This window comes from Streptomyces tsukubensis, assembly GCF_003932715.1.
GTDB classification, from domain to species: domain Bacteria; phylum Actinomycetota; class Actinomycetes; order Streptomycetales; family Streptomycetaceae; genus Streptomyces; species Streptomyces tsukubensis.
The window spans coordinates 4,068,643-4,089,918 of record NZ_CP020700.1 but is presented as its reverse complement, the minus strand read 5'-3'; the positions used below and the strand labels follow the sequence as shown (position 1 = coordinate 4,089,918).

Sequence of the window (21,276 nt, the reverse complement as noted above, 5' to 3'; positions counted from 1 at the left end):
CCGTACCGCCCTGTCCGGTCCCGTACGCACGGAACCCCCGTCACTCCGGTGCGGCGCGGGCGGAAACTCCCCGCCGTCCTTCCCCTCCCCGGGCGTAGGGTCGGAGGCATGGCATCCCAGGGTCAGTCCACCGCACCGCCGCCGTCCGGCGAGTCCGCACGCGTCGATGTGTGGATCTGGTCCGTACGCCTGACGAAGACGCGGTCCCAGGCGGCCGCCGCCTGCAAGGCGGGGCATGTCAGGGTGAACGGCGAGCGGGTGAAGCCCGCGACCGCCGTCAAGCCCGGGGACCGGGTCCGGCTCTTCCACGAGGGCCGTGAGCGGCTGGTCACCATCTCCACGATCATCCGCAAGCGGGTGGGCGCGCCCGTGGCCGTCCAGTGCTACGAGGACAACAGCCCGCCGCCCCCGCCGAGGGAGTTCACCGCCCCGGTGGCCGTCCGGGACCGGGGCGCGGGCCGCCCCACCAAGCGGGACCGCCGCGAGATGGAACGCCTGGCCCAGCGCCACCTGGACACCCACGGCCGGACCCCGCCCGGCACCGACTGAACCGCCGCGCGAACCCCCGCCCGGACCGGCCCCACCCCCTGCTACCGCTTCTCGTGCAGCTCCAGCTCCGTCAGCAGCGCGCGGTGATCGGTGTTGTCCAGCTCCACGAAACGGGCCTTGCGGACCGAGAACTCCTTGCTGATCAGCACATGGTCGATCTGCGTGCCCAGCGGGCGGCCGACCATCGTCGGCCAGGACGGCGTCCGGGACGCGCCCCCGAGCGCGGCTGCCGAACGCAGCTTGCCCGCGTCCAATATGCGCCGGAAGGCGGCATGGTCCTGGCCCGCGTTGAAGTCCCCGGCGAAGATCGTCGGAACGTCCCTCACCCCTGCCGCGTACTTCTTCATCCGGCCCAGCTCCCGGTGCCAGTCGTCCATACCGCTCGGGACCGGCGGCAGCGGGTGCGCCAGCTGGACCTGGACCTCCTGGCCCGCGATGGTGGCGACGGAGCCCGGCATCGCCAGGGTGGACTCGATACCGGCGCCCTTCTTCAGCGGGTACTTGCTGAGGATCGCGGAGCCGAAGGCGAGCTTGCCCTCCACCACGTTCCGGTGGGGGTAGTCGGACAGCGGGATCCGGGTCGCGAGCCCCTGCGAGCAGGCTTCGGCGCACTCCGTCACAAAGACCAGATCGGGCTGCTCCTTCTCGATCAGCTCCAGCAGCCCCGCGGTGCCGTTGCCGAACTCCACGTTCGACGTGAGCACTTCGAGCTTGGCGACCGCCTTGCCGGACGGCTTGTCCGCGAGCCCGATGTCGTACGGCCGGACGAACCAGCCGGTGATCGCGAGGACGACGGCGGCCCAGATCAGGCCCGGGATCCAGCGGGCCAGCGCCGCCAGCAGCAGCGCCGCGCCGGCGGGCACCAGCAGCCACGGCAGGAAGGCGAGGAGCTGCGGAATCGGGGTCACCGCGTCCGTGTCCGCGACCCGGCAGGCGACGACGACCGTCGGCACGATCAGCAGCAGCGCCGCGCACCACGCCGCGATCCGGCGCCCGGCCCCCCGGCGGGGGCGGTCGGGATCGTCATGGAGCCGCTCTTCCTGATCCCCCGCGTCATCCGCCGCCGTCGAGGTGGCGCTGGCGCTGGCGCTGTCCATGTACGAAGCCCTTCGATCGTCCGCGATGTCGAACACCAGTGTCCGCGACATCCGGGCCGCCCGGTCGCCCATGGCATCAACTAGCCACTTCTTGAGTGCCTCCCTCCGCTTTCTCCCGCTCCATCCCGTTCTCCCGCGCCTGCTCATCCACCGCTTTCCAGCAATTTCCGCCGCTTACGGCGGTTGCGGACGGTCAGGGCCGCCACCAGCCCCCCGCCCCCTATCAGCGCCCACGACGTCAGCCTCAGCGACGCGGTCAGCGCATCGAAGGCCGCCCCCGCGGCCGGCCGGTTCAGCGCCATCGGCGGGTCCCCCAGCGTCAGCTGCCGTACGAGCGCGACCGCGGCCAGCAGCAGCGCCCCGCCCACCGCCAGGGCCAGCGCCAGTTCGGGCAGCCCGCGCGGCACCAGCAGCAGGGCCCACAGCGCCAGTACCACGGTCAGCAGCGGCAGGGCGATGCCCGCGTGCTGGAGACCGTCGAACACCCCGCGCGCCGCGCCCAGCCGGTCGGACTCCAGCACCACGGTCCGGGTGTCACCGACCGGGATCCGGTCCGCGTACGGGACTCCGTCCCTGCTCAGCCGGGCCTTCAACTGCTCGGCCACCGGTGCCAGATCCACACTGGCGGTTCTGCCGTCAAAGCTGGTGAGCGCGTTCTCGACGGCGGTGTGCGCGGCCTGGTTCACGGTGTTCCAGGCCGTGCGGTACGCCTCCGTGGCCGCGAACGACAGGACGGCGTCGTGCACCAGCTCCCGCAGCTCGGCGTCCCCGGCCGCCCCGCTGCCGGAACCGCCCTCCCCGGAACCGTCCTCTCCGGATCCGCCCCCGCGGCTCACCAGCTCGGCGGTCACCCGGTCCGTGATCCGGTCGGCGACGGCGTTCCGCACCTCGGGATCGGCGGCGAGCGGGGCCATCGCGGCGACGTACCCGTCGGTGTCTCCGATCTCCCGGTCGGCCCATACGGCGAGCGCGCTCAGCGGGGTCAGTACGGCGACGAGGGCGATCAGGACGGTCGACAGGAGGCTCCGCACCCTTCCAGGGAAAGCGCCCCGGGCCGCGGGCGCGACCGGTGCTCGGCCACCCGGGCGCGCCGGACCCGCACACTCCGGGGCCGTACGCGCCTGCCACGCCCCCGCCCCCGTACCGAATCCACCGCACCACCGGCCGTACGAGTTGCCGGGCGCGGACCGCTGGTGTGCCCTGGGAACAGGACCGGGTGCCGTACACCGAGGCCGGGGGCTCGGAGGACCCGCGTGGGAAGGAGCGTCCCGCCATGGCCGCACCAGCAGCACTGCCCGTCCGCCACCACATCTCCGCCGCCTGGGCGATCCCTCTCGCCCTCGGCGCCTTCTTCGGCTTCTACGCGGGCTTCCTGCACCGCACCGGATCCCCGGTGAGCTGGTGGGACGTCCTGTACGGCGTGGTCGCGGGCATCGTCTTCACGGCGCTGGCCTACGGCATCGGCCGTATCCAGGGCCGGCTGATCCAGGAGGTGCGGGCCGCCGCCTACGGCGCACTGGCCGGAGCGGCCGTCGGCTTCCTGCACAGCCTGACCGGCGACAGCATCCTCAGCTCGGCCTGGCTGGGGGTGATCGTCGCCGCGGTCACGGGCGTGTCGTCGTTCTACGTCTTCCACACCAGGGGGCCCTGACCCCCGGGGCCCCACCGAGCCCCCCACCGCAGCTACCCCTCGCGCGGCCGCCGGATCCGATCCGGCGGCCGCGCGACCACGTCTCGCGCCTGTCCTGTTACGACGAGTGGCAGACAAAACCGGTTGCGTTCATGAGCTACGGACACGGATCCTGCGGGCTGCACGCGGTGGAGCATCTGCGCTCCGTCTTCACCGGACTGCACACCGTGGCGCTGCGCAACGGCGTCGCGATCAACCTTCTCAACGAACCGCTGACGAACCGCTGACGGGCCGTGACCGGCCCATCGCCCTGATGCTCGACCGGCTCGGCCGGTGGGGTACGGCACTGCGCGAGGCGCGGGCAGCCCGCCCGTACGTCTCCTGAAGCACACCCCGCTGTTTATTTACTTTGATACCGTTTTTAACCCGTTCGCCCGCAGCCGGGGCCCCAGAACATCCCGGCGGAAACGCCCGGCGGCGATGAGTTTCCCGCACCGGACGAGTCGAATCCTCCACAGCGGCCCCGAAGAAGTTTTCGATTTCATCAAGGAACACAAGAAACACAAGGACTGACGAATGAGTACAGAACTGGCCATCGAGACCCGAGGCCTGGTGAAGGTCTTCGGCGAGAACCGCGCGGTCGACGGCGTCGACCTCGCGGTCCCCGCGGGCACGGTCTACGGCGTCCTCGGCCCCAACGGCGCCGGAAAGACCACCACGGTCAAGATGCTGGCCACCCTGCTCCGGCCGGACGGCGGAGAGGCCCGGGTCTTCGGCAAGGACGTCCTGAAGGACGCCGACACGGTACGCAGCCGGGTGAGCCTGACCGGCCAGTACGCATCGGTCGACGAGGACCTCACGGGTACGGAGAACCTGCTGCTGCTCGCCCGTCTGCTCGGCCACTCCAAGGCCGCAGCCCGCAGCCGCGCCGAACAGCTCCTGCACGCCTTCGGCCTCACCGAGGCGGCGGGGCGGCAGATCAAAAACTACTCGGGCGGCATGCGGCGCCGTATCGACATCGCCGCGTCCATCCTCAACACCCCCGACCTGCTGTTCCTGGACGAGCCCACCACCGGGCTCGACCCGCGCAGCCGCAGCCAGGTCTGGGACATCGTGCGCGCGGTGGTCTCCCAGGGCACCACCGTCCTGCTGACCACGCAGTATCTGGACGAGGCCGATCAGCTGGCGTCCCGGATCGCCGTGATCGACCACGGCAAGGTGATCGCCGAGGGCACCAAGGGCGAGCTGAAGGCGTCCGTCGGCTCCGGCAGCGTCCATCTGCGCCTGCGCCACGCGGACCAGCGGCCCGAGGCCGAGAAGCTGCTCGCCGCGGCGCTCGGCGGCGAGGTGCAGCTCGACTCCGACCCGGTCGCGCTCACCGCGCGGGTCGGCGGCCTCGTCGAGGGCGGGGACGCGGCCGAGCACGCGGGCCGGGCCCTCGCGGAGCTCTCCCGGGCCGGGATCACCGTCGACAACTTCTCGCTGGGGCAGCCCAGCCTGGACGAGGTCTTCCTCGCCCTGACCGACAAGACGACCCACAACAGCCACAGCAGCAGCACCGCCGACGCGAGCACGAAGGGGGCGGCGGCATGACCACCGCGACGACGAAGAGCGACACCGCCAAGGATCTCGACGACCTGGTTCTGGAGACCCCGAAGGCGGAGGACCTCGCGGCCCTGCTGGTGGGACAGGAGCGGCCGCGGAGACCGAGCGCGATCTCCGCCTCCGTCACCTTCGGCTGGCGGGCCATGCTCAAGATCAAACATGTGCCGGAGCAGCTGTTCGACGTAACGGCGTTCCCGATCATGATGGTGCTGATGTACACGTACCTCTTCGGAGGGGCGCTGGCCGGATCCACCCAGGAGTACATCCAGTTCCTCCTGCCCGGCATCCTGACCATGAGCATCGTGATGATCACGATGTACACGGGCATCGCGGTCAACACCGACATCAGCAAGGGTGTATTCGACCGCTTCCGTACGCTGCCGATCTGGCGTCCGGCCCCGATGGTCGGCTATCTCCTGGGCGACCTCATCCGCTACTGCATCGGATCGGTCGTGATCCTGGCCGTCGGCATGCTGATCGGCTACCGCCCCGACGGCGGGTTCGTCGGAGTGGTCCTCGGCGTGGCGCTACTGCTCGTCTTCGCCTTCTCCTTCTCCTGGGTCTGGACGATGTTCGGCCTGATGCTGCGCACCGAGAAGTCGGTCATGGGCGTCAGCATGATGATCATTTTCCCGCTGACCTTCCTGAGCAACATCTTCGTCGACCCGAAGACGATGCCGGGCTGGCTCCAGGCGTTCGTGAACAACAGCCCGGTGACGCACGTCGCCTCGGCGGTACGCGAACTGATGGCGGGCGAATGGCCGGCGGCGGACATCGCCTGGACGCTGGGCTGGTCGGTCGCGCTGGTCACGGTCTTCGGAACGATCACGATGCGGCTCTACAACCGCAAGTAGGCCGGGCGGTTGCGGAGGCGGCGTCCTCGTACGGGGGTCGAGGACGCCCCACCGCATCCGTTCGCACCGCCCCCTGGCCCGGCCCGGCGTTCACCCCTCCGCGGTCGCACCGGGCGCACCGGGCGCGCTCCCACCGGCGTTCGCCCGCCCGTGTTCGCGCCAGGCCCGCTCCCACATCCGGGTCAGCGCCGGATAGACGACCAGATGGCGGAACGGCGCGATGAGGGCCATGTAGAGGCTGCCGAAGCGCCCGTTGGGCTTGACCAGGACCGCCATCCGCAGCTCGTACTCCCCGGCCCCTCCGGCCGCGGGCGCCCAGCCCAGGTGCATCAGGGAGTGCCCGGTGCCGTTCGCCAGCTCCTGGACGGATTCGCCGGGCAGATCGTAGAGCGGGGTGAACGGACTGCCGTCCGGCTCCGGCGCGCCGACCGTGTTCCGCAGATCGTCCGGCAGCCGCCCGCGCAGTGACCCGACCCGGCCCCCGAGGCCCGCCTCCGACCGGTCCCAGCCGAACAGCGCGCCCAGCTTCCAGCGGACCGCGAAGAGGAACCGCACCACGGGCGGCTGCCGGGCGAAACCGCCGTCCGCGCGCATCGCGGCGAGCATCACGGGGAAGTCGCCGGGCCCGGCGCCGGGGGTGCGGAAGGACCACACGTCCTCGACCCGGAAGTCGGGGGCGACGGCGTGGATCCGCCACGGCTGTTCGGTGTGTGCCGTACGGGGAAGCCTCATGGCACGGTCCGCCCTCTCCCTCTTATACGCTGGCGTACAGCACAACCCTAAGCCCGATATACGGCACCGTATATCCGGCTCCCGAGTGAGGTGGAGCACACCGTGGGCGCAGCTCGCACACCCCGTGACCGCTGGGTGGAGGAGGGCCTGCGGGCCCTCGCCGACGGCGGCCCGGACGCCGTCCGCGTCGAGGTGCTCGCCAAACGGCTCGGCGTCACCAAGGGCGGTTTCTACGGGTACTTCGCGGACCGCGACGCCCTGCTGACGGCCATGCTGGACACCTGGGAGCGGGAGAGCACCGACGAGGTGATCGCGCAGGTCGAGCGCGAGGGCGGCGACCCCAAGACCAAAGCCCAGCGGGCGGGCCTGCTCACCTTCTCCGACGAGCTGCTCCCCGTCGACCTCGCGGTCCGCGACTGGGCCCGCCGCGATCCGTCCGTGGCGGAGCGCCTGCGCCGGGTCGACAACCGGCGCATGGAGCTGCTGCGGGAGATGATCGGCACCTTCTGCGCCGACCCCGACGAGGTGGAGGCCCGCAGTCTGCTGGCCTTCTGCATGACGGTGGGCCGCCACACCCTGGCCGCCGACCACAACGGCCGTACCAGGCTGGAAGTCCTCCAGCGCGCGGGCGATCTGATCCTCGACCGCCCGCCGACGGGCTGAAGGGGCGCAGTTCCCCTTCCGTCTTCTAGGCGGTCCCGCCGGAGTCCCGTCCGGCCTGCGGACGGCGGAAGCCGGCCGGGTCACCGGGCCACCAGGCACGTTCGCCCAGGCTCCGCACGAGGGCGGGGACCAGCAGGGAGCGGACGACCAGGGTGTCCAGGAGGACGCCGAACGCCACGATGAAGGCGATCTGGATCAGGAAGGCCAGCGGGATCACCCCCAGTGCCGCGAACGTCGCCGCCAGGACCACTCCGGCCGAGGTGATCACCCCGCCGGTTGCCACCAGTCCGTGGCGCAGGCCTTCGCGTGTGCCGAGGCGGATCGACTCCTCGCGGACACGGGACATCAGGAAGATGTTGTAGTCCACCCCGAGCGCCACCAGGAAGACGAATCCGTAGAGCGGTACCGAGGCGTCCGTGCCGGTGAAGCCCAGAAGGTGGGTGAAGACCAGGGACGCGACGCCGAGGGTGGCGAAGAAGTTCAGTGCGACCGTCGCCACCAGGAGCAGCGGCATCAGCAGGGAGCGCAGCAGTGCCGTGAGGATGATCAGGATGATCGCCAGGACGACCGGCACGATGAGGGTGCGATCGGCCGCCGCCGTCCGCTGGGTGTCGATCCGCTGGGCGGTGACCCCGCCCACCAGCGTGTCGGCGCCGGGCACCGCTCGGACGGCGTCCCGCAGTGCGGCCACGGTCCGTTCGGCCGCTTCGCTGTCGGCGGGGTCGGCCAGGGTGACGTCCAGCCGTATCCGGCCCTCGGCGATCAGCGGCGGGCCACCGGGACTGCCCCCGGCGGTCGTCGGGAGGACGGAGGCGACGCCCGGTACCTGCCGGGCGGCGGCGGTGACCGGCTCCAGTGCCTCGGCGCGTGCGATCACCACGGCGGGGCTGCCCGAGCCGCCCGGGAAGTGCTCACCGAGTACGGCCTGCGCTGCCACGGACGGCACGTCGCCGACGAAGGTCTCGTCCAGCGGCACTCCGCGCGAGGTCAGGTTCGGGGCGAAGGCGGCGCAGGCGAGCAGGGCCGCCAGCGTGGCCGCCCAGACCCGGCGCGGTGCCCGGTCCACCAGGTCGGCGACCCGGCGCCAGAGCCGGTGCGAGCCGGTCGCCGTCGCCGGATCCTCCCGGTGGGGCCGCGCGGGCCAGTAGGCCGCGCGGCCGAGGAGGACGAGCACGGCGGGGAGGAAGGTGAGCGCTGCCGCGACCGCGCAGACGATACCGATGGCACCGACGGGCCCCAGCGCACGGTTGTTGGTCAGATCGCTCAGCAGGAGCGCGAGCAGTCCCAGCGCCACGGTGGCCGCGCTGGCCAGCACCGGCCCGGCCGAGCGGCGCAGGGCGGCCCGCATCGCCGCCGTACGGTCGTCCCCCCGCTCCAGCTCTTCGCGGAATCTGGCCGTCAGGAGCAGGGCGTAGTCCGTGGCCGCACCGATCACCAGGATCGACAGGATGCCCTGGACCTGGCCGTCGACCCGCACGATCCCGCGTTCGGCGAGCGCGTACACCACCGCGCAGGCGAGGGCGAGCGCGAACACGGCGGCCACGATGATCAGCAGCGGCAGCAGGACGCTGCGGTAGACCAGCAGCAGGATGACGAGCACCGTCGCGAGGGCCACGCCCAGCAGCAGACCGTCGATCCCGGAGAACGCGTTCTTGAGGTCCGCCTGGGCAGCTGCCGGGCCCGCGAGATGGACGGCGGTCCCCGGCACCGTCCGGGCCTCGGCCCCGATCTCGTCCAGCGCGTCGGCCAGGCCGTCGTCGAGACCGGTCCTCAGCGGCACCACCGCCCGCAGGGCGCGGCCGTCGTCCGAGGCGAGGGCGGGGGAGGGGTTTCCGGCGAGCAGGGGTGAGCCGTCGATCCCCTTCAGGGCAGCGGTGGCGTCCGCGCGCGCCGTCTCCGGCAGCGGGCCGCCCCCGCGCGCGGTCCACACCACGACGAGCGGCACGGCGTCGCTCTGCCTGAAGTCCTCCTGCATGTCGATGACCCGGGTCGACTCGGCGGTACGGGGCAGGAACGCCGCTTGGTCGTTGGTGGCGACCTCGCCGAGCTTCCCCGCGTACGGGCCGAGCACCCCGCCGACACCCAGCCAGGCGGCGAGGAGGAGCAGCGGGATCAGCCAGCGGGCGGCACGGGAGGACCGGGCGGGGCGGGCGGTTCGGGGCATGGAGGACACATCCGCTGTCTCGACGGGCGACTGACGAACGACCGACGGGCCGATTATCTTGATGGAGTGAGACATTCGGATCGTAGGTGATGCCATCGCCCCCGGCCGCACCCACCCCGCGCTCCGTCAGACCGACGGGCCCGGGGGCTCCTCCAGCCCGGCCATCTCCTCGCTGAAGGCGTCCAGGAACCTCAGCACCACGTCGAGTTCCTCGTCATCGAACCGTCCTCGCGCGCGCTCCCCCGCCACCGCCAGCGGACGGAAGAAGGCCCGCGCCGCCAACCGTGCCTCGTCCACGTACTCGACCCGGACCACCCGCCGGTCCGTTTCATCACGGGTACGGCGGATATGACCGGCGCGCTCCAACCGGTCCAGACAGGCGGTCACCGCGCCGGACGTCAGGCCCAGCCGCGTCCGCAGCATCCCCGGGGTGACCGGCTGCTCCGCGTCCAGGACCGCGGCGAGCGCGCTCATGTCCGTCGCATGCAGTCCATGGGCTGTCGCGAAGGCGTCCGTCAGCCGGTTGATCTCACCGTTGACCCGCCGCAGGGAGACGGCCAGCGCCCTCAGCCGCTCCGGCGCCGCCGCGCCACCACCGTTCACCGCTTCCACGCCCGGCAGCGTATCCGGCCCGCCGCCGGGACGGTCTGCGCCGGACCGTCCTGCAACCCCGTCCTGCGCCCCCTCGCCCCGAATGGGCCGGACGACGGCATCCGGAGGCCTGGCCGGAGGCCTGCTCTCCCGCCTCATCGGCGCCCGCGGCGAGCTGACGGCGCAGGTGCGAGGACAGGGAAACAGACGGCGGCCGGAAACCGTCTCGTTCACCCGTACGGAGCACTCACACGATCGCGGGGTTCCCGCGGGTCCGCGGTCCCGTCAGGCTCCGCCCGGGTAGGGGCGGCTGAGGCGGTCCGTGGCCGCGGTTCGGGACCGCGGGCGCGGGCGTCTCCCCCACCGGCCTCCCGAAGGAGCCGCGTTATGAGTTCGGCAACCGCAACCCCCCTGGCCCCCGGCCGGCTTCCGCTCATCGGGCACGCCTGGCAACTGTGGCGCGACCCGCTGGAGTTCCTGCTCGGCCTGCGGACGGTCGGGAAGGTGGTCCGGGTCGGCCTGGGCCGGATGACACTGCATTTCGTCACGGACCCGGAGCTGGTCCACCAGGTCCTGGTCGCGCAGTCCGGCAGTTTCGAGCGCGGCACGATCTTCCAGCGCGCCGGTGCCGTCTTCGGCGAGGGGCTGGTGACCTCGGACGGGGAACGGCACCGCACCGACCGGCGGATGATTCAGCCGGGGTTCCGCCGTGACCGACTCGACCACTACACCGCGATCATGAGCGACAACGCCCGCAAGCTGGCGGAGTCCTGGCACCCCGGCGAACGCGTCGACGTCAACGAGGCGATGTACCACCTCGCGATCACCAATCTCACCGAGGCGCTGTTCTCCTGCGATCTGGAACGCGCCGGTAAGCACGAACTCGCGGACGTGGTGAAGGTGATCAGCCAGGGAGCCATGATGCGCGCGGTGCTGCCGCCGTCGCTGACGGCGGCACCGCTCCCGGTGAACCGGCGGTTCGCCGCCGCAGCCGAAGCGATCCACGCCACCCTCGACCGGATCATCACGGAACGCCGCGCCCGGCCCGGCGACCGGCAGGACCTGCTGGCGCTCCTGCTCTCCCTGCGGGACCCGGCCACCGGCGCACCGAGGAGCGACCAGTGGATCCGCGATCAGGCGGTGACCATGCTGAACGCCGGAGTGGATACCACCGCCTCCACTCTGACCTGGGCCTTCCATGAGCTGGGCCGTCATCCCGAGATCCGCGAACGCGTCGAGGAGGAGGTCGACGCGGTCGTCGGCCGGGGGCCGGTCGGGCCGGATCAGCTGGCCGCGCTGGACTACACCGACCGTTTCCTCAAGGAAGTCGCCCGGCTGCACTCGTTCCTCATGCTCATCCGGCGCACCACCGACCCCGTCGAGCTGGGCGGCGTCCGGCTGCCCGCCGGTGCCGAGGTGGCGTACAGCCTCTACGCACTCCACCGCGACCCCGAGCTGTTCCCCGATCCGGAGCGGCTGGACCCCGGCCGCTGGTCGCCCGGCGAGCGGCCGGTCCGGCGGGACACCTGGCTTCCGTTCGGCGCCGGTGTCCACAAATGCATCGGTGACACGTTCTCCTGGGCCGAGATGCTCGCCGCCGTGGCCGCCGTCACCGCACGCCACCGGCTCGCCCCCGCCCCCGGGACCACCGTGCGCACCAAGCCGGCGATCATCCCCAAACCGGACCGCCTGCCGATGATCGTCCGTCCCAGGCAGGGCCGTGGCACCACTGATCACGGAGCGCTCTCATGACATCGGCGAGGACGACGGCACTGCGGATGCCGAAGCTGTACTGCCCCTTCCCCGACCAGGTCCATCCCGAAGCCGCCGAGATCGACCGCAGGTCCCTGGAGTGGCTCGACGCGTACGGACTCCTCACCGATACCGCCGTACGGGGCCGCTTCGGCCGGTCGAAGATCGGCTGGCAGGCGTCCCGTACGACACCGCACGCCGATACGGAACTGGTGCAGCTCCACGCCGACTGGCAGATGTGGCTGTTCGCCTTCGACGACGTCCGCTCCGAGGAGACCGGGGCGGGCGCCCGGCCCGGTCCGATGGCCCGGAGCCTGGCGTCCTTCCTGCGGATCCTCCAGGAGCCCGGGACCCGGGTCGACGAGGAGGACCCCTTCACCTCGGCGCTGCGGGACCTGCGGCGGCGGCTGGCGGCGGTCGGCACCCGGGTCCAGGTCGACCGGTTCGTCACCTCGGTGCTGGGCTACTGGTTCGCCCAGGTGTGGGAGGCCGGCAACCGGGCGGATGCGGTGTGGCCCACGGTCGAGGAGTACACGGCCATGCGCGTCCACACCGGCGCGGTACCGACCTGTCTGGCGCTGATCGACGTCATCGGCCGGTTCGAACTCCCGGCGGCCGAGCTGGCGCGTCCGGAGGTCAGAGCACTGACGACGAAAGCGGTCAACGTCGTCTGCTGGGCCAATGACATCCACTCGTACGAGAAGGAGGCCGACCGCAGCAACCATCCGGTCAACCTGCCGATCCTGCTGCACCGCCGGGACCGCGGCACGGTCCAGGAGGCGATCGACGCGGCCGCGGACATGCACGACGCCGAAGTCGCCGCCTACTGCGCACTCCGGCCCCGGGTCACGGCGGGCCCGGAGCTGGGCCGCTACCTCGACGGCCTGGAGTCGTGGATGCGGGGCAACCTGACCTGGTCCCTGTCGACCGGCCGGTACCACCGGACACCCGTCCCCGCCTGAGGACGCCCGGCGGTCCGGCGGCCCGGCGGTGTCAGCAGACCGTGCCGGGCCGGGCCGCGGTGGCCCTGAGCAGATCGCGCAGCAGGCCGAAGTCGACGCGCTCCGGCTTGCGGAACCGCAGGCAGCCCTTGCCCATGTCCTGCCCGGCCAGCCGTTCCTCGAAGGCCTCGCGGACGTCGCTGCGCAGGAGGTAGAAGGAGATGTACTGCTTCTGACTCGCGAAGGCGATCTCCGCGGTGCCGTCGCGCTCGTACGCGGGCATGCCGTACGCCATGACCTCGTCGAAACCCGCCAGCTCCGCCCGGCACAGCCGCCGCAGCTCGGTCAGCACGGCTCTGCGCTCCTCCGGAGCCTCAGCCAGATAGCCGTCGACGTCACCTGCCGCGCTTTGCACCATTCCATGAGCATATGGGAAGCCGCTGCTCGGGCTCAGTTCAGGGCGCTGCGCTGCTGCCACTCCTCCCAGGACAGGTTCCAGTTGCTGAAGCCGTTGCCCTGCGGCGGCAGGCCCTTGGTGTCCTTGCCGGTCACCGTGAACGGGTCACCGACCTGGATGTCCTGGTAGAAGGACTGGGCGTTCGCGGTGCTCATGCCGATGCAGCCGGAGCTCTTGTTGGCCTTGCCGAAGTAGGCGGAGTTCCACGGAGCGGCATGGGCGTACGCGCCCGACCAGGTCAGGCGCATCGAGTAGCCGACCATCTTGTCGTAGGCGTCGCCCAGGCCCACGCTCTGGGACCGCATCCTGACCGTGCCTTCTTTGCTCATCAGGACCTGGATACCGCGCCAGGACGCCTTGTCGCCGTGGTCGGGGTCGCCGCCGGAGACGGGGATCGTACGGACCGTCTTCCCGTCGCGCTGGAAGGCGAGCTGCTTGCGGTCGAGGTCGACCTTCACCTCCTGGGCGCGGCCGATGGCGAAGGAGAGCCGGTAGTCCTTGACGAGGAAACCGCCGGACGGGCCGGAGTCGACGCCGTTGAGCCGGGCATCGAGGGTGACCTTGGTGCCCGGCTTCCAGTAGTTCCTGGGCCGCCAGTCGATCCGGTCCTTGCCGTGGAAGTCCTTGACCCAGCCCCAGGAGCCCTCGGTGTTGTTGTCCGTGGTGACCTTGAGGGCCTTCTCCACCTCGGCCTTGTTCTTCACGGGCTTCGTGAAGGCGATCGACACCGGGTGGGCGATGCCGATCGTCTTGCCGACGGGGGCCAGGACCACCGTGTTGACCTTGCCGGCGTCCGCGGTGGAGAACGACGCCTCCTTCGTGCCCTCGGCGCCGCCCGTACCCCGGGTCTTGGCGCTCACGCGGTACGTCGCCCCGGGCGCGGCCGGTCGTTCGGACGTCCACACGGTGTTGCCCGCGGACAGTGCGCCGGAGAGCGCGGCGCCCTTGCCGTCGGTGACGGTGACGGAGGTCAGGGTCCCGCCGCTGGCGGTGACCTTCACCGGCGCCCCGGCCCGTACCCCCGTCCCGCTCGGCGTCACCGCGACGGTCGCGGGCGCCCCTTCGGCCTTCACTGCCCCCGCGGCGGCCTTGCCGTCGGCCTTCTCGGCCGGGCTCCCCCCGGAACAGGCGGTCAGTACGAGCGGCCCCAGCACGGCGGCCAGACAGACGGCAGTGGTGCGGCGGCGCACAGAGGAACGGTTGGGGCGTATGGATATCGGGCGCACAGAGGCTCCAGAGGATGTTGGCGGCGGATAGGCGTGAGGGTTGGCCGTGGACTGCGGTGGCCGGCCCGGGAAACGGTCAGAGCCAGCCGGAACTTCGGCCCCGGACGTCCCCCGGATACGGCGGATTCCGGGCCGGCCGGGCAGCGCACCACACGCCTGGCCCCCGGGCACCTTCCGGCGCCACGAGGTGCCCATCGCTGTTCAAGGTCCCCACCCTGCTGTCCCCCGTACTCGTCCCCATGTGTTCTGTATGAGAAGAAGGGGATGGACCACCGATCCGGTTGCCTCACCGGGGAAGGAATTTCCGGGTGATGGGGCCGGCGCGCGCCCTCCGCCCCGGGCCCGGGCCGATCCCGCCCGGGCGCGGCACCGCGGCAAGTCACTTCTTCTTCTCCAACTCGTAAAGCGGGCAGCCGGGCCCGGCGCGGGTGGTGAGCCGTCATTCGCCGGTGGCGGCCTCGCCCCGTACGAGGGCGCCCAGTCGGCGTGCCGCCTCGGCCAGTTCGGCGCCGTCGCTCGTGGCGGCGAAGCCGAGTCGCAGATGGGCAGCCGACGGCTCGGTGGCGAAGTAGCGGACGCCCGGGCTGACGGCCACACCGTGCCGGCGGGCCGCCGCGGCGAAGGCGGTGTCGTCCGTACCGGCGGGCAGGCGGTACCAGAGATGCAGGCCACCGGCGGGCAGGCCGGCGGGTGTCCATTCCGGGACCTCGCGGGCGATCGCCCCGGCCAGCAGGGCACAGCGTCCGCGCAGTTCTTCGGCGAGGGTCCGGACGTGCCGTTCCCAGGAGGGGGAACCGAGCAGTTCGACGGCGGCCTCCTGCAGGGGCCGCGCGATGAAGAAGTCGTCCACGAGACGGACCGCGCGCAGCCGTTCCATCACCGGGCCCCGGGCGATCAGGGCACCGATCCGCAGGCTGGGCGCCGCGGGTTTGGTGAGTGAGGTGATGTGGACGGCGGTGCCGTTGTGGTCATCGGCCATCAGGGGTTTCGGGACCGGACCGCCGTGCCCCAGATACCGCGCGAAATCGTCCTCGACGACGAAGGCGCCGGTGGCCCTGGCCACATCGAGGACCTGCCTGCGCCGCTCCGGTGCCAGCACCGCGCCGGTCGGATTGTGGAATGCGGGCTGGCAGTAGAACAGCCGCGCCCCGGTCATCGCGAAGGCATCGGCCAGCAGATCGGGCCGGACACCGTCCTGGTCGACCGGTACGGGCACCGGGCGGAGCCCGGCGGCGCGGGCTGCGGCGACGGCGCCCGGATAGCCGGGCGACTCCACCAGCACCGGATCGCCCGGTCCGGCGATCGCACGGAACGCGATGGACAGGGCGCTCTGCCCGCCCGCGGTGATCAGGACGTCCTCGGGCGTCACCCCGCCACCCGCGACAGCGGCGAACACGGTACGCAGTGCCGCCAGTCCGCTCGCGGGCGCACGGTCCCAGGCGTCGGGGCGGCGGGCGGCCCGGGCCAGCGCCGCGCTCAGCGCCCGGACCGGCTGGAGGGACCGGTGCACATAGCCGCCGTCCAGCGTGATCGTCCCCGCGGGCGCCGGCGGGACATCGGCGATCAGCCGGGTGTCGACGGCGCGGTCGGTCAGCGCGACCGTCTGCCACGCGGTGTCGGTGACCTCCGTACGGGGCCCGGGGCGCTGTGCGGCATAAGTGCCGCTGCCGGGCCGGGTGACCACCGCGCCCTCCGCGGCGAGCAGGGCGATGGCGCGCGCGACCGTGGCGGGACCGACCCGGTAGCGCTGGATCAACTCCCGGCTGCTGGGCAGCCGGTCACCGGGAGCCAGCCCGGTGAGGAGTTCACGGAGCCTGGCCGCCAACTCTTCAGAAGTGCTACTGTCAGACATGAAGGATCATGGTAGCGCTATCGCATCAGGTTCGGAAGCACTTCACCGGGACTGGGACATCGAGGCCCTGAGGGCCGAGACCCCCGGCTGCCGGAATGTCACCCACTTCAACAACGCGGGCTGCGGGCTGCTGACGACCCCCGTCCTGGACACGGTCCTCGGCCATCTGAAGCTGGAAGCGGAGATCGGCGGCTACGAGGCGTCCGCCGCCCGGGCCGCCGAGATCGGCGAATTCCACACCGAGGTCGCCGCGCTGATCAACGCCGCACCCCGCAACATCGCCTTCGCGGGCAGCGCCACCCACGCCTACGCCAACGCTCTCTCGGCGATTCCGTTCGCCCCCGGCGACACCATCCTGACCACCCGCGACGACTTCGTCTCCAACCAGATCGCCTTCCTGTCGCTGCGCAAGAGGTTCGGCGTGAGCATCGTGCACGCCCCGGACAGCCCCGAAGGCGGGGTCGATGTGGCGGCGATGGCCGGGCTGATGCGATCACTCCGCCCCCGGCTGGTGTCGGCCACCCATATCCCCACCAACTCCGGTCTGGTCTCACCCGTCGCAGAGATCGGCCGCCACTGCCGCGAACTGGACCTGCTCTATCTCGTCGACGCCTGCCAGTCGGTCGGCCAGTACCCGATCGACGTGGCCGGGATCGGCTGCGATCTGCTCACCGCCACCTGCCGGAAGTTCCTGCGCGGCCCCCGCGCCTCCGGATTCCTCTACGTCTCCGACCGCTTCCTGCGCGCGGGATACGAACCGCTCTTCATAGATATGCACGGCGCCCGCTGGACGGCACCAGACCGCTACCGGGCCGTGGACTCCGCGGCCCGGTTCGAGGAGTGGGAGTTCCCCTACGCCACCGTGCTCGGCAGCGCCGCAGCGGTCCGCTACGCCCGCAATATCGGCATCGAGGCCATCGCGCACCGGACGCCCGCGCTGGCGGCCCGGCTCCGCCGGGCGCTCGAACCGATTCCCGGGGTACGCGTCCTGGACCGGGGGCCGCGGCTCGGCGCCCTGGTGACCTTCGCCGTCGACGGCTGGGAGCCCCAGCAGTTCAAAGCCGCCGTGGACGCGCGTTCCATCAACTCGGCCCTGAGTTTCCGCGAGTTCGCGCAGTTCGACTTCGGCACCAAGAACGTCGACTGGTGCCTGCGCCTGTCTCCCCACTACTACAACACCGAGGAGGAAGTGGACGAGGTCGCCGCGGCCGTATCCGAGATCCTGCACCCCTCGCGGGACGCCCTGCGGGGGCCGCGTTGACGGCCGGCGCACCCGGCCCGGATACGTCCGGCGACAGCAGCCTCTGGCGCCATGGCGACTTCCTCAAACTGTGGTTCGGCGAAACCCTTTCGCTGGTCGGCGCGCATGTCACCAACCTCGCCCTGCCACTGACCGCCATCAGCGCCTTCCAGGCCACCGACGAGCAGGTGGGTGTGCTGCGCTTCCTGCAGCTCGTGCCCTATCTCGGCCTCGCCCTGCTCTTCGGGGTCTGGGTGGACCGGTCCCGCAGGCGCCGTCTGATGATCGGCGCCAATACGGTCCGGATGGCCCTGCTCGCCCTGGTGCCGCTGCTCCACTGGCTGGACGCCCTCGACATGGTGACCCTGATGGTGATCGCCTGCGCCGTCGGCACCGCCTCCGTACTCTTCGACGTCAGCTGGATGTCGTACGTGCCGAGCCTGGTGCGTGACCCCAAGCGGTACGTCGAAGCGGGCGCGAAACTCAGCGCCGGAGCCTCCGCGGCCGATGTGGCAGGCCCCGGGGTCGCCGGGGTACTCGTCGCCGCGCTGACCGCGCCCGTCGCACTGATCGTCGACGCCGTCTCCTATCTGGTGTCCATCGTCTCGCTGCTGCTCATCCGGAGCCGTGAACCGCGGCCCGCGCAACCGGCCGAGCGGCGGCAGCTGCGGGCCGAACTCCGGGACGGTCTGCGCTGGGTCTTCCGCAACCCCGTCCTGCGGTCCCTCGCGCTGATCGGCTTCTGCTGCAACTTTTCGATGATCTCCGTCTGGACCATGTTCCTGCTGTACGGAACGGGCGATCTCGGGCTCGGCCCGGCGACCATCGGCGGCATCTTCGCCGCGGCCTCTCTCGGTGGACTGACCGGAGCCGCGATCTCCCGCAGGATCATCCGGCGCTTCCCGCTCGGGCGCGTCTACCTCGTGTCCCAGTCCGCACTGCTGCTCGGCCCCGTCCTGGTCGCCGTGGCCGCGGGGCCCCGGCCCGTGATGGTGGGGCTCTTCGTCCTCTCGTTCCTCACCACCTACCTCGGGCTGGGGGTGGCGGGCGTCATCATCGTGAGCCTGCGCCAGATCAGCACGCCACAGGAGCTGATGGGCCGGATGACGGCCTCCTTCCGGACCCTGCTCTTCGGCGGCGGCGCCCTCGGCGGCCTGGCCGGAGGCCTGCTCTCCGGCGCCATCGGCGCCCGCGGCGCGCTGACGGTCGCGGCGATCGGCTCCGCCGCCGTCGTGGTCGCGCTCTTCCGGTCGCCCGTCACCCGGCTGACGGCCATGCCCTCGCCGGCCCGGGAACCGGACACGGTCCGATGACAGCCGTGCATCGCCTCGTGTGACTCCGGAACTCCGGCCCACTGCTTCGACGGGCGGCGCGGCACGCAGTCCCCCTTCCGTCCTCCGGGTCGTGTCCGCGAAGTCCCGCCTGCCTCTGGACGCCCTTCGGGCGGGCGGTGCTGCTTTGCGGACACGGCCTAGCAGATCGGGCCGGGCCGCGGTGGCCTTGAGCAGACATCACTCGCCTCACCCTGCACCATTTTCCGATCATGTGCCCGGATTGGACCTGCCTGTCGAGCACCATCCACCGGTGAGGCGAGACCTCCCGGACGGGCCCCGGCCCCGTCCACCAGAAGGTGCGGCCACCGAAGCGATCCGGCCGACCGTACCGGTTTCCTGTTCTCTCAACTGTGACTCCTTGACCCCGCAGCCACCGGGTCGGGAGCATCGAACAGGACACAATCCAGAACCTCGCGACAAGGGGGACGGAATGGCTGTGACACGGCTGGTCGGGGAGTGCGAGAAGGGAACGTGCGCCACGCTGTACCGCGTGGAGGGGTCCGGGGACCTACTGGTCCAGGGCTATGACGTAGAGAACGCGGGGGCTGTGGTCGGCACCGACATACCGGTCGGCGAGACCGTGGTCCGCATCCCCGCCGAGATCATCGAGAGGTACGTCCGTGAGCATCTCGTCCGCTGAGTTCGAGAAGTTGTTCTCCGACTTCCGCCGGGAAGCCTTCCGGCTGGAGACCCTGGACGACTACAGCGGATCGTCCGACCCGGAGATGATCCGTGCGTTTCTGGCCGGTGAGCCCCAACCGGACGACTACAACCAGGAATGGGCCGACGAGGTACGGGGCAACGTCGACTCCGGTAAGCGCATGTACCGCGTCCATATCCTCTCGCGCCCCCTGACGGATTACCTCCGGTTCGAACTCGGCTGGGGCTACCGGAAGAACGCAGTTGCCGGAGAGGAGTTCTTCATCCTCGACATCACGGACCGGCCGAACCCGCTGGAAGGCATTCCGGACTTCTGGATGTTCGACGAATCCTCCGTGGTCTCGATGAACTACGGAGAGTCCGGCAGGTTCCTGGGGGCCGAATCCCACCCGGACCCTGCGGAGTGGACGGCCCACCGGGACCTCGCGCTGAGCAGAGCCGTGCCGTTCGCCGAATGGTGGGAGCGGTACGGGGACATGTGAACAGGGCCGACCTGGGTAAGACGCTGCGGGACATGCGAGTAGCCTGCGGAAAGCAGGCGAAAGTAGTTGCCCGCAGCGCAGCCATGTCCCCGAGTAAGCTGAGCAAGATTGAGAACGGGGCGTTGACCCCCTCCGTCCTCGACGTCGAGCGCATCCTGGAGGCTTTGGAGGTACCCGCCGAAATAAAGGCGAACCTGGCCGAGGCAGCCCGCAGGGCAGCCACGGAGTCCACAGCGTGGCGCGTCTATCGGCGCACGGGTCTGCACAAGCACCAGGAAGATATTCGGGCCATAGAGGCCGGAACAACCCTGCTCAGGGTCTTCCAGCCTTCCTGCATTCCCGGCCTGCTCCAGACCCCCGAGTACATCCGGGCGGTTCAGCAGAGTTCGGAGCTGTCCGACGACGCACTGGAGAAAATGATCGGCGCACGCCTCCGCCGACAGGAGGTTCTCTACGCCCGATCCCGGAGTTTCCGATTCGTGATTACCGAGTCGGTGCTCAGATGGAGACTGATTCCGGCTCCCATGATGGCTGCGCAACTGGACAAGCTCATCACTATGTCCAGACTGCCGAACGTTGCCATCGCCGCCGTCCCGTTGAGCGCACCCATGCCCGAGCTGCCCACATCTTCCTTCACTCTCTTCGACGGCCGGCTCGCCATGGTCGAGATCCCTCATGCAGAAATCACCACCACCGAGATTCGGGATATCGAGCTGTACGCGGCCAAGTTCGACACCTTCGGCAGAATCGCCCTTTCAGGTGAAAGCATGCGGGACTTCACCGCAAGCATCCGGGACGACTTCTTGAAAGAACAGGAAATCTCCTAGTACTCACCCTCCCACCCCGCCAGAATCAGGCATTCGGCGAGAGCGAAGGCCGCCGACCGCCGACCGGAGGGAAGTCTGACGTGACGACGATGCTGAATAGTCCCGCCGCCTTACGGCACGGGCGCGACCTCGTCAGTGCGAAGCTTTTCGAGAGCCTCGCAGCGTTCTGCGCGGAAGAATACGATCTGGAACCGACCGCGGCCGACCAGGTAATGGACCAGGCCATCGCCTTCGTGTACGTCCTGGGCAGCCAGAAGGCGTTCGACATGGCGCCCAGCAAGCAAGTGGACCCCGGCTGGCACTCGTTCATGCTCCACACCCAGCAGTACGCCGCCTGGTGTCAGGAGCAGTTCGGCTACTTCGTCCACCACGTCCCGAACACCGGGGTGCGGACACACGGACTGATGAGGACCGTTTCCGACCGGATCAGGGCAGCCGGGTTTGAAGTCGACGCCCATCTGTGGAGCACCACGGCCGAGTGCAACCCGCCTGCCTGCTGCGGCGACGGCGACGGCTGCTGACCCGCTCCCAGCACACGGCGCTCTGCCGTGATCTGCCCGCACAAGGGACCCGGGCGCGTATCAGGTACCCGGGTCCCGCCTGGAGCAAAGGCACCACCC

21 protein-coding genes and 1 pseudogene are annotated in these 21,276 nt (G+C 70.7%); 14 read left to right on the top strand and 8 right to left on the bottom strand.

From position 1 onward, the window contains the following. The first annotated feature begins 108 nt into the window (after positions 1-108). Positions 109-549: an RNA-binding S4 domain-containing protein gene (locus tag B7R87_RS16600; RefSeq protein WP_006347925.1), complete on the top strand. Its 441-nt coding sequence runs from the start codon at positions 109-111 to the stop codon at positions 547-549. Between the two features lie 41 nt (positions 550-590). Here the strand turns inward: B7R87_RS16600 and B7R87_RS16595 are convergent, their stop codons facing one another. Both B7R87_RS16595 and B7R87_RS16590 read right to left on the bottom strand, forming a co-directional pair. Then, positions 591-1,646, bottom strand: coding sequence for an endonuclease/exonuclease/phosphatase family protein (locus tag B7R87_RS16595; protein WP_040915477.1), 1,056 nt, complete (start codon positions 1,644-1,646; stop codon positions 591-593). A gap of 143 nt (positions 1,647-1,789) precedes the next feature. Continuing rightward, complete coding sequence (locus B7R87_RS16590; protein ID WP_006347927.1) at positions 1,790-2,677, bottom strand: hypothetical protein; 888 nt, start codon at positions 2,675-2,677, stop codon at positions 1,790-1,792. Positions 2,678-2,919: 242 nt separating this feature from the next. Here B7R87_RS16590 and B7R87_RS16585 point away from each other — a divergent pair, with 242 nt between their 5' ends. The 4 genes and pseudogenes from B7R87_RS16585 to B7R87_RS16570 all read left to right on the top strand — a co-directional run bounded on the left by B7R87_RS16585 (position 2,920) and on the right by B7R87_RS16570 (position 5,735). Continuing rightward, positions 2,920-3,297 carry a hypothetical protein gene (locus B7R87_RS16585; RefSeq protein ID WP_040915478.1) on the top strand — a complete coding sequence of 126 codons (378 nt, stop codon included), beginning with the start codon at positions 2,920-2,922 and terminating at the stop codon, positions 3,295-3,297. 98 nt (positions 3,298-3,395) lie between these two features. Then, positions 3,396-3,661: pseudogene (locus tag B7R87_RS16580) on the top strand (NADPH-dependent FMN reductase); the annotation flags it as partial. Between the two features lie 191 nt (positions 3,662-3,852). Further along, the gene (locus B7R87_RS16575) at positions 3,853-4,869 is read left to right on the top strand and encodes a daunorubicin resistance protein DrrA family ABC transporter ATP-binding protein (RefSeq protein ID WP_006347930.1); all 1,017 of its coding nucleotides are present in this window, start codon (positions 3,853-3,855) and stop codon (positions 4,867-4,869) included. Then, positions 4,866-5,735 (top strand): ABC transporter permease, encoded by an 870-nt coding sequence (locus B7R87_RS16570; protein ID WP_006347931.1) that lies wholly within the window; start codon positions 4,866-4,868, stop codon positions 5,733-5,735. Before B7R87_RS16575 ends, B7R87_RS16570 begins: the two co-directional genes overlap by 4 nt. 90 nt (positions 5,736-5,825) lie before the next feature. Here B7R87_RS16570 and B7R87_RS16565 read toward each other — a convergent pair whose 3' ends face one another. Beyond that, a complete protein-coding gene (locus B7R87_RS16565) occupies positions 5,826-6,467 on the bottom strand; it encodes a DUF2867 domain-containing protein (RefSeq protein WP_006347932.1) in 642 nt (213 codons plus the stop codon). A gap of 102 nt (positions 6,468-6,569) precedes the next feature. Here B7R87_RS16565 and B7R87_RS16560 point away from each other — a divergent pair, with 102 nt between their 5' ends. After that, positions 6,570-7,130 (top strand): TetR/AcrR family transcriptional regulator, encoded by a 561-nt coding sequence (locus tag B7R87_RS16560; RefSeq protein ID WP_100249149.1) that lies wholly within the window; start codon positions 6,570-6,572, stop codon positions 7,128-7,130. Positions 7,131-7,155: 25 nt separating this feature from the next. On the opposite strand, the gene B7R87_RS16555 is transcribed toward B7R87_RS16560, so the two are convergent. Further along, positions 7,156-9,294, bottom strand: a complete 2,139-nt coding sequence (locus B7R87_RS16555) for an MMPL family transporter (RefSeq protein WP_006347934.1) — start codon at positions 9,292-9,294, stop codon at positions 7,156-7,158. Between the two features lie 126 nt (positions 9,295-9,420). After that, positions 9,421-9,906 (bottom strand): MarR family winged helix-turn-helix transcriptional regulator, encoded by a 486-nt coding sequence (locus B7R87_RS16550; protein ID WP_006347935.1) that lies wholly within the window; start codon positions 9,904-9,906, stop codon positions 9,421-9,423. A 366-nt stretch (positions 9,907-10,272) separates the two neighbouring features. Here B7R87_RS16550 and B7R87_RS16545 point away from each other — a divergent pair, with 366 nt between their 5' ends. Together B7R87_RS16545 and B7R87_RS16540 are read left to right on the top strand one after the other, a co-directional pair. Then, on the top strand, positions 10,273-11,637 hold the full coding sequence (locus B7R87_RS16545) for a cytochrome P450 (RefSeq protein ID WP_006347936.1): 1,365 nt from the start codon (positions 10,273-10,275) through the stop codon (positions 11,635-11,637). Continuing rightward, entirely contained in the window at positions 11,634-12,599 is a 966-nt protein-coding gene (locus B7R87_RS16540; protein ID WP_130584981.1) for a terpene synthase family protein, read from the top strand. The genes B7R87_RS16545 and B7R87_RS16540 overlap by 4 nt, the downstream gene beginning before the upstream one ends. Before the next feature lie 31 nt (positions 12,600-12,630). Here the strand turns inward: B7R87_RS16540 and B7R87_RS16535 are convergent, their stop codons facing one another. The 3 genes from B7R87_RS16535 to B7R87_RS16525 form a co-directional block, all read right to left on the bottom strand. Next, positions 12,631-12,996, bottom strand: a complete 366-nt coding sequence (locus B7R87_RS16535; protein WP_040915463.1) for an iron chaperone — start codon at positions 12,994-12,996, stop codon at positions 12,631-12,633. A 32-nt stretch (positions 12,997-13,028) separates the two neighbouring features. Next, positions 13,029-14,225 carry a L,D-transpeptidase gene (locus B7R87_RS16530; protein WP_006347939.1) on the bottom strand — a complete coding sequence of 399 codons (1,197 nt, stop codon included), beginning with the start codon at positions 14,223-14,225 and terminating at the stop codon, positions 13,029-13,031. Positions 14,226-14,700: 475 nt separating this feature from the next. Next, positions 14,701-16,113 carry an aminotransferase-like domain-containing protein gene (locus B7R87_RS16525; protein WP_040915465.1) on the bottom strand — a complete coding sequence of 471 codons (1,413 nt, stop codon included), beginning with the start codon at positions 16,111-16,113 and terminating at the stop codon, positions 14,701-14,703. On the opposite strand from B7R87_RS16525, the gene B7R87_RS16520 reads away from it, so the two are divergent. From B7R87_RS16520 to B7R87_RS16495, 6 genes are all read left to right on the top strand, one after another. Next, positions 16,112-17,374 carry an aminotransferase class V-fold PLP-dependent enzyme gene (locus B7R87_RS16520; RefSeq protein ID WP_006347941.1) on the top strand — a complete coding sequence of 421 codons (1,263 nt, stop codon included), beginning with the start codon at positions 16,112-16,114 and terminating at the stop codon, positions 17,372-17,374. The genes B7R87_RS16525 and B7R87_RS16520 overlap by 2 nt on opposite strands. Then, complete coding sequence (locus tag B7R87_RS16515; RefSeq protein ID WP_006347942.1) at positions 17,371-18,666, top strand: MFS transporter; 1,296 nt, start codon at positions 17,371-17,373, stop codon at positions 18,664-18,666. The genes B7R87_RS16520 and B7R87_RS16515 overlap by 4 nt, the downstream gene beginning before the upstream one ends. A gap of 451 nt (positions 18,667-19,117) precedes the next feature. Then, positions 19,118-19,327: a hypothetical protein gene (locus B7R87_RS16510; protein ID WP_040915467.1), complete on the top strand. Its 210-nt coding sequence runs from the start codon at positions 19,118-19,120 to the stop codon at positions 19,325-19,327. After that, complete coding sequence (locus B7R87_RS16505; protein ID WP_006347944.1) at positions 19,308-19,829, top strand: DUF6879 family protein; 522 nt, start codon at positions 19,308-19,310, stop codon at positions 19,827-19,829. The genes B7R87_RS16510 and B7R87_RS16505 overlap by 20 nt, the downstream gene beginning before the upstream one ends. Next, on the top strand, positions 19,826-20,656 hold the full coding sequence (locus B7R87_RS16500) for a helix-turn-helix domain-containing protein (protein WP_040915470.1): 831 nt from the start codon (positions 19,826-19,828) through the stop codon (positions 20,654-20,656). Before B7R87_RS16505 ends, B7R87_RS16500 begins: the two co-directional genes overlap by 4 nt. Positions 20,657-20,745: 89 nt before the next feature. Then, the gene (locus tag B7R87_RS16495; protein WP_202488089.1) at positions 20,746-21,177 is read left to right on the top strand and encodes a glycine-rich domain-containing protein; all 432 of its coding nucleotides are present in this window, start codon (positions 20,746-20,748) and stop codon (positions 21,175-21,177) included. Positions 21,178-21,276: the final 99 nt, after the last annotated feature.

What these genes read in the sequence shown, in the direction of transcription:
- B7R87_RS16520 (WP_006347941.1), top strand. Translation starts at nt 16,112, where the DNA reads ATGAAGGATCATGGTAGCGCTATCGCATCAGGTTCGGAAGCACTTCAC.
- B7R87_RS16595 (WP_040915477.1), bottom strand. Translation starts at nt 1,646, where the DNA reads ATGGACAGCGCCAGCGCCAGCGCCACCTCGACGGCGGCGGATGACGCG.
- B7R87_RS16565 (WP_006347932.1), bottom strand. Translation starts at nt 6,467, where the DNA reads ATGAGGCTTCCCCGTACGGCACACACCGAACAGCCGTGGCGGATCCAC.
- B7R87_RS16575 (WP_006347930.1), top strand. Translation starts at nt 3,853, where the DNA reads ATGAGTACAGAACTGGCCATCGAGACCCGAGGCCTGGTGAAGGTCTTC.
- B7R87_RS16540 (WP_130584981.1), top strand. Translation starts at nt 11,634, where the DNA reads ATGACATCGGCGAGGACGACGGCACTGCGGATGCCGAAGCTGTACTGC.
- B7R87_RS16585 (WP_040915478.1), top strand. Translation starts at nt 2,920, where the DNA reads ATGGCCGCACCAGCAGCACTGCCCGTCCGCCACCACATCTCCGCCGCC.
- B7R87_RS16555 (WP_006347934.1), bottom strand. Translation starts at nt 9,294, where the DNA reads ATGCCCCGAACCGCCCGCCCCGCCCGGTCCTCCCGTGCCGCCCGCTGG.
- B7R87_RS16535 (WP_040915463.1), bottom strand. Translation starts at nt 12,996, where the DNA reads ATGGTGCAAAGCGCGGCAGGTGACGTCGACGGCTATCTGGCTGAGGCT.
- B7R87_RS16600 (WP_006347925.1), top strand. Translation starts at nt 109, where the DNA reads ATGGCATCCCAGGGTCAGTCCACCGCACCGCCGCCGTCCGGCGAGTCC.
- B7R87_RS16510 (WP_040915467.1), top strand. Translation starts at nt 19,118, where the DNA reads ATGGCTGTGACACGGCTGGTCGGGGAGTGCGAGAAGGGAACGTGCGCC.
- B7R87_RS16545 (WP_006347936.1), top strand. Translation starts at nt 10,273, where the DNA reads ATGAGTTCGGCAACCGCAACCCCCCTGGCCCCCGGCCGGCTTCCGCTC.
- B7R87_RS16495 (WP_202488089.1), top strand. Translation starts at nt 20,746, where the DNA reads ATGCTGAATAGTCCCGCCGCCTTACGGCACGGGCGCGACCTCGTCAGT.
- B7R87_RS16525 (WP_040915465.1), bottom strand. Translation starts at nt 16,113, where the DNA reads ATGTCTGACAGTAGCACTTCTGAAGAGTTGGCGGCCAGGCTCCGTGAA.
- B7R87_RS16570 (WP_006347931.1), top strand. Translation starts at nt 4,866, where the DNA reads ATGACCACCGCGACGACGAAGAGCGACACCGCCAAGGATCTCGACGAC.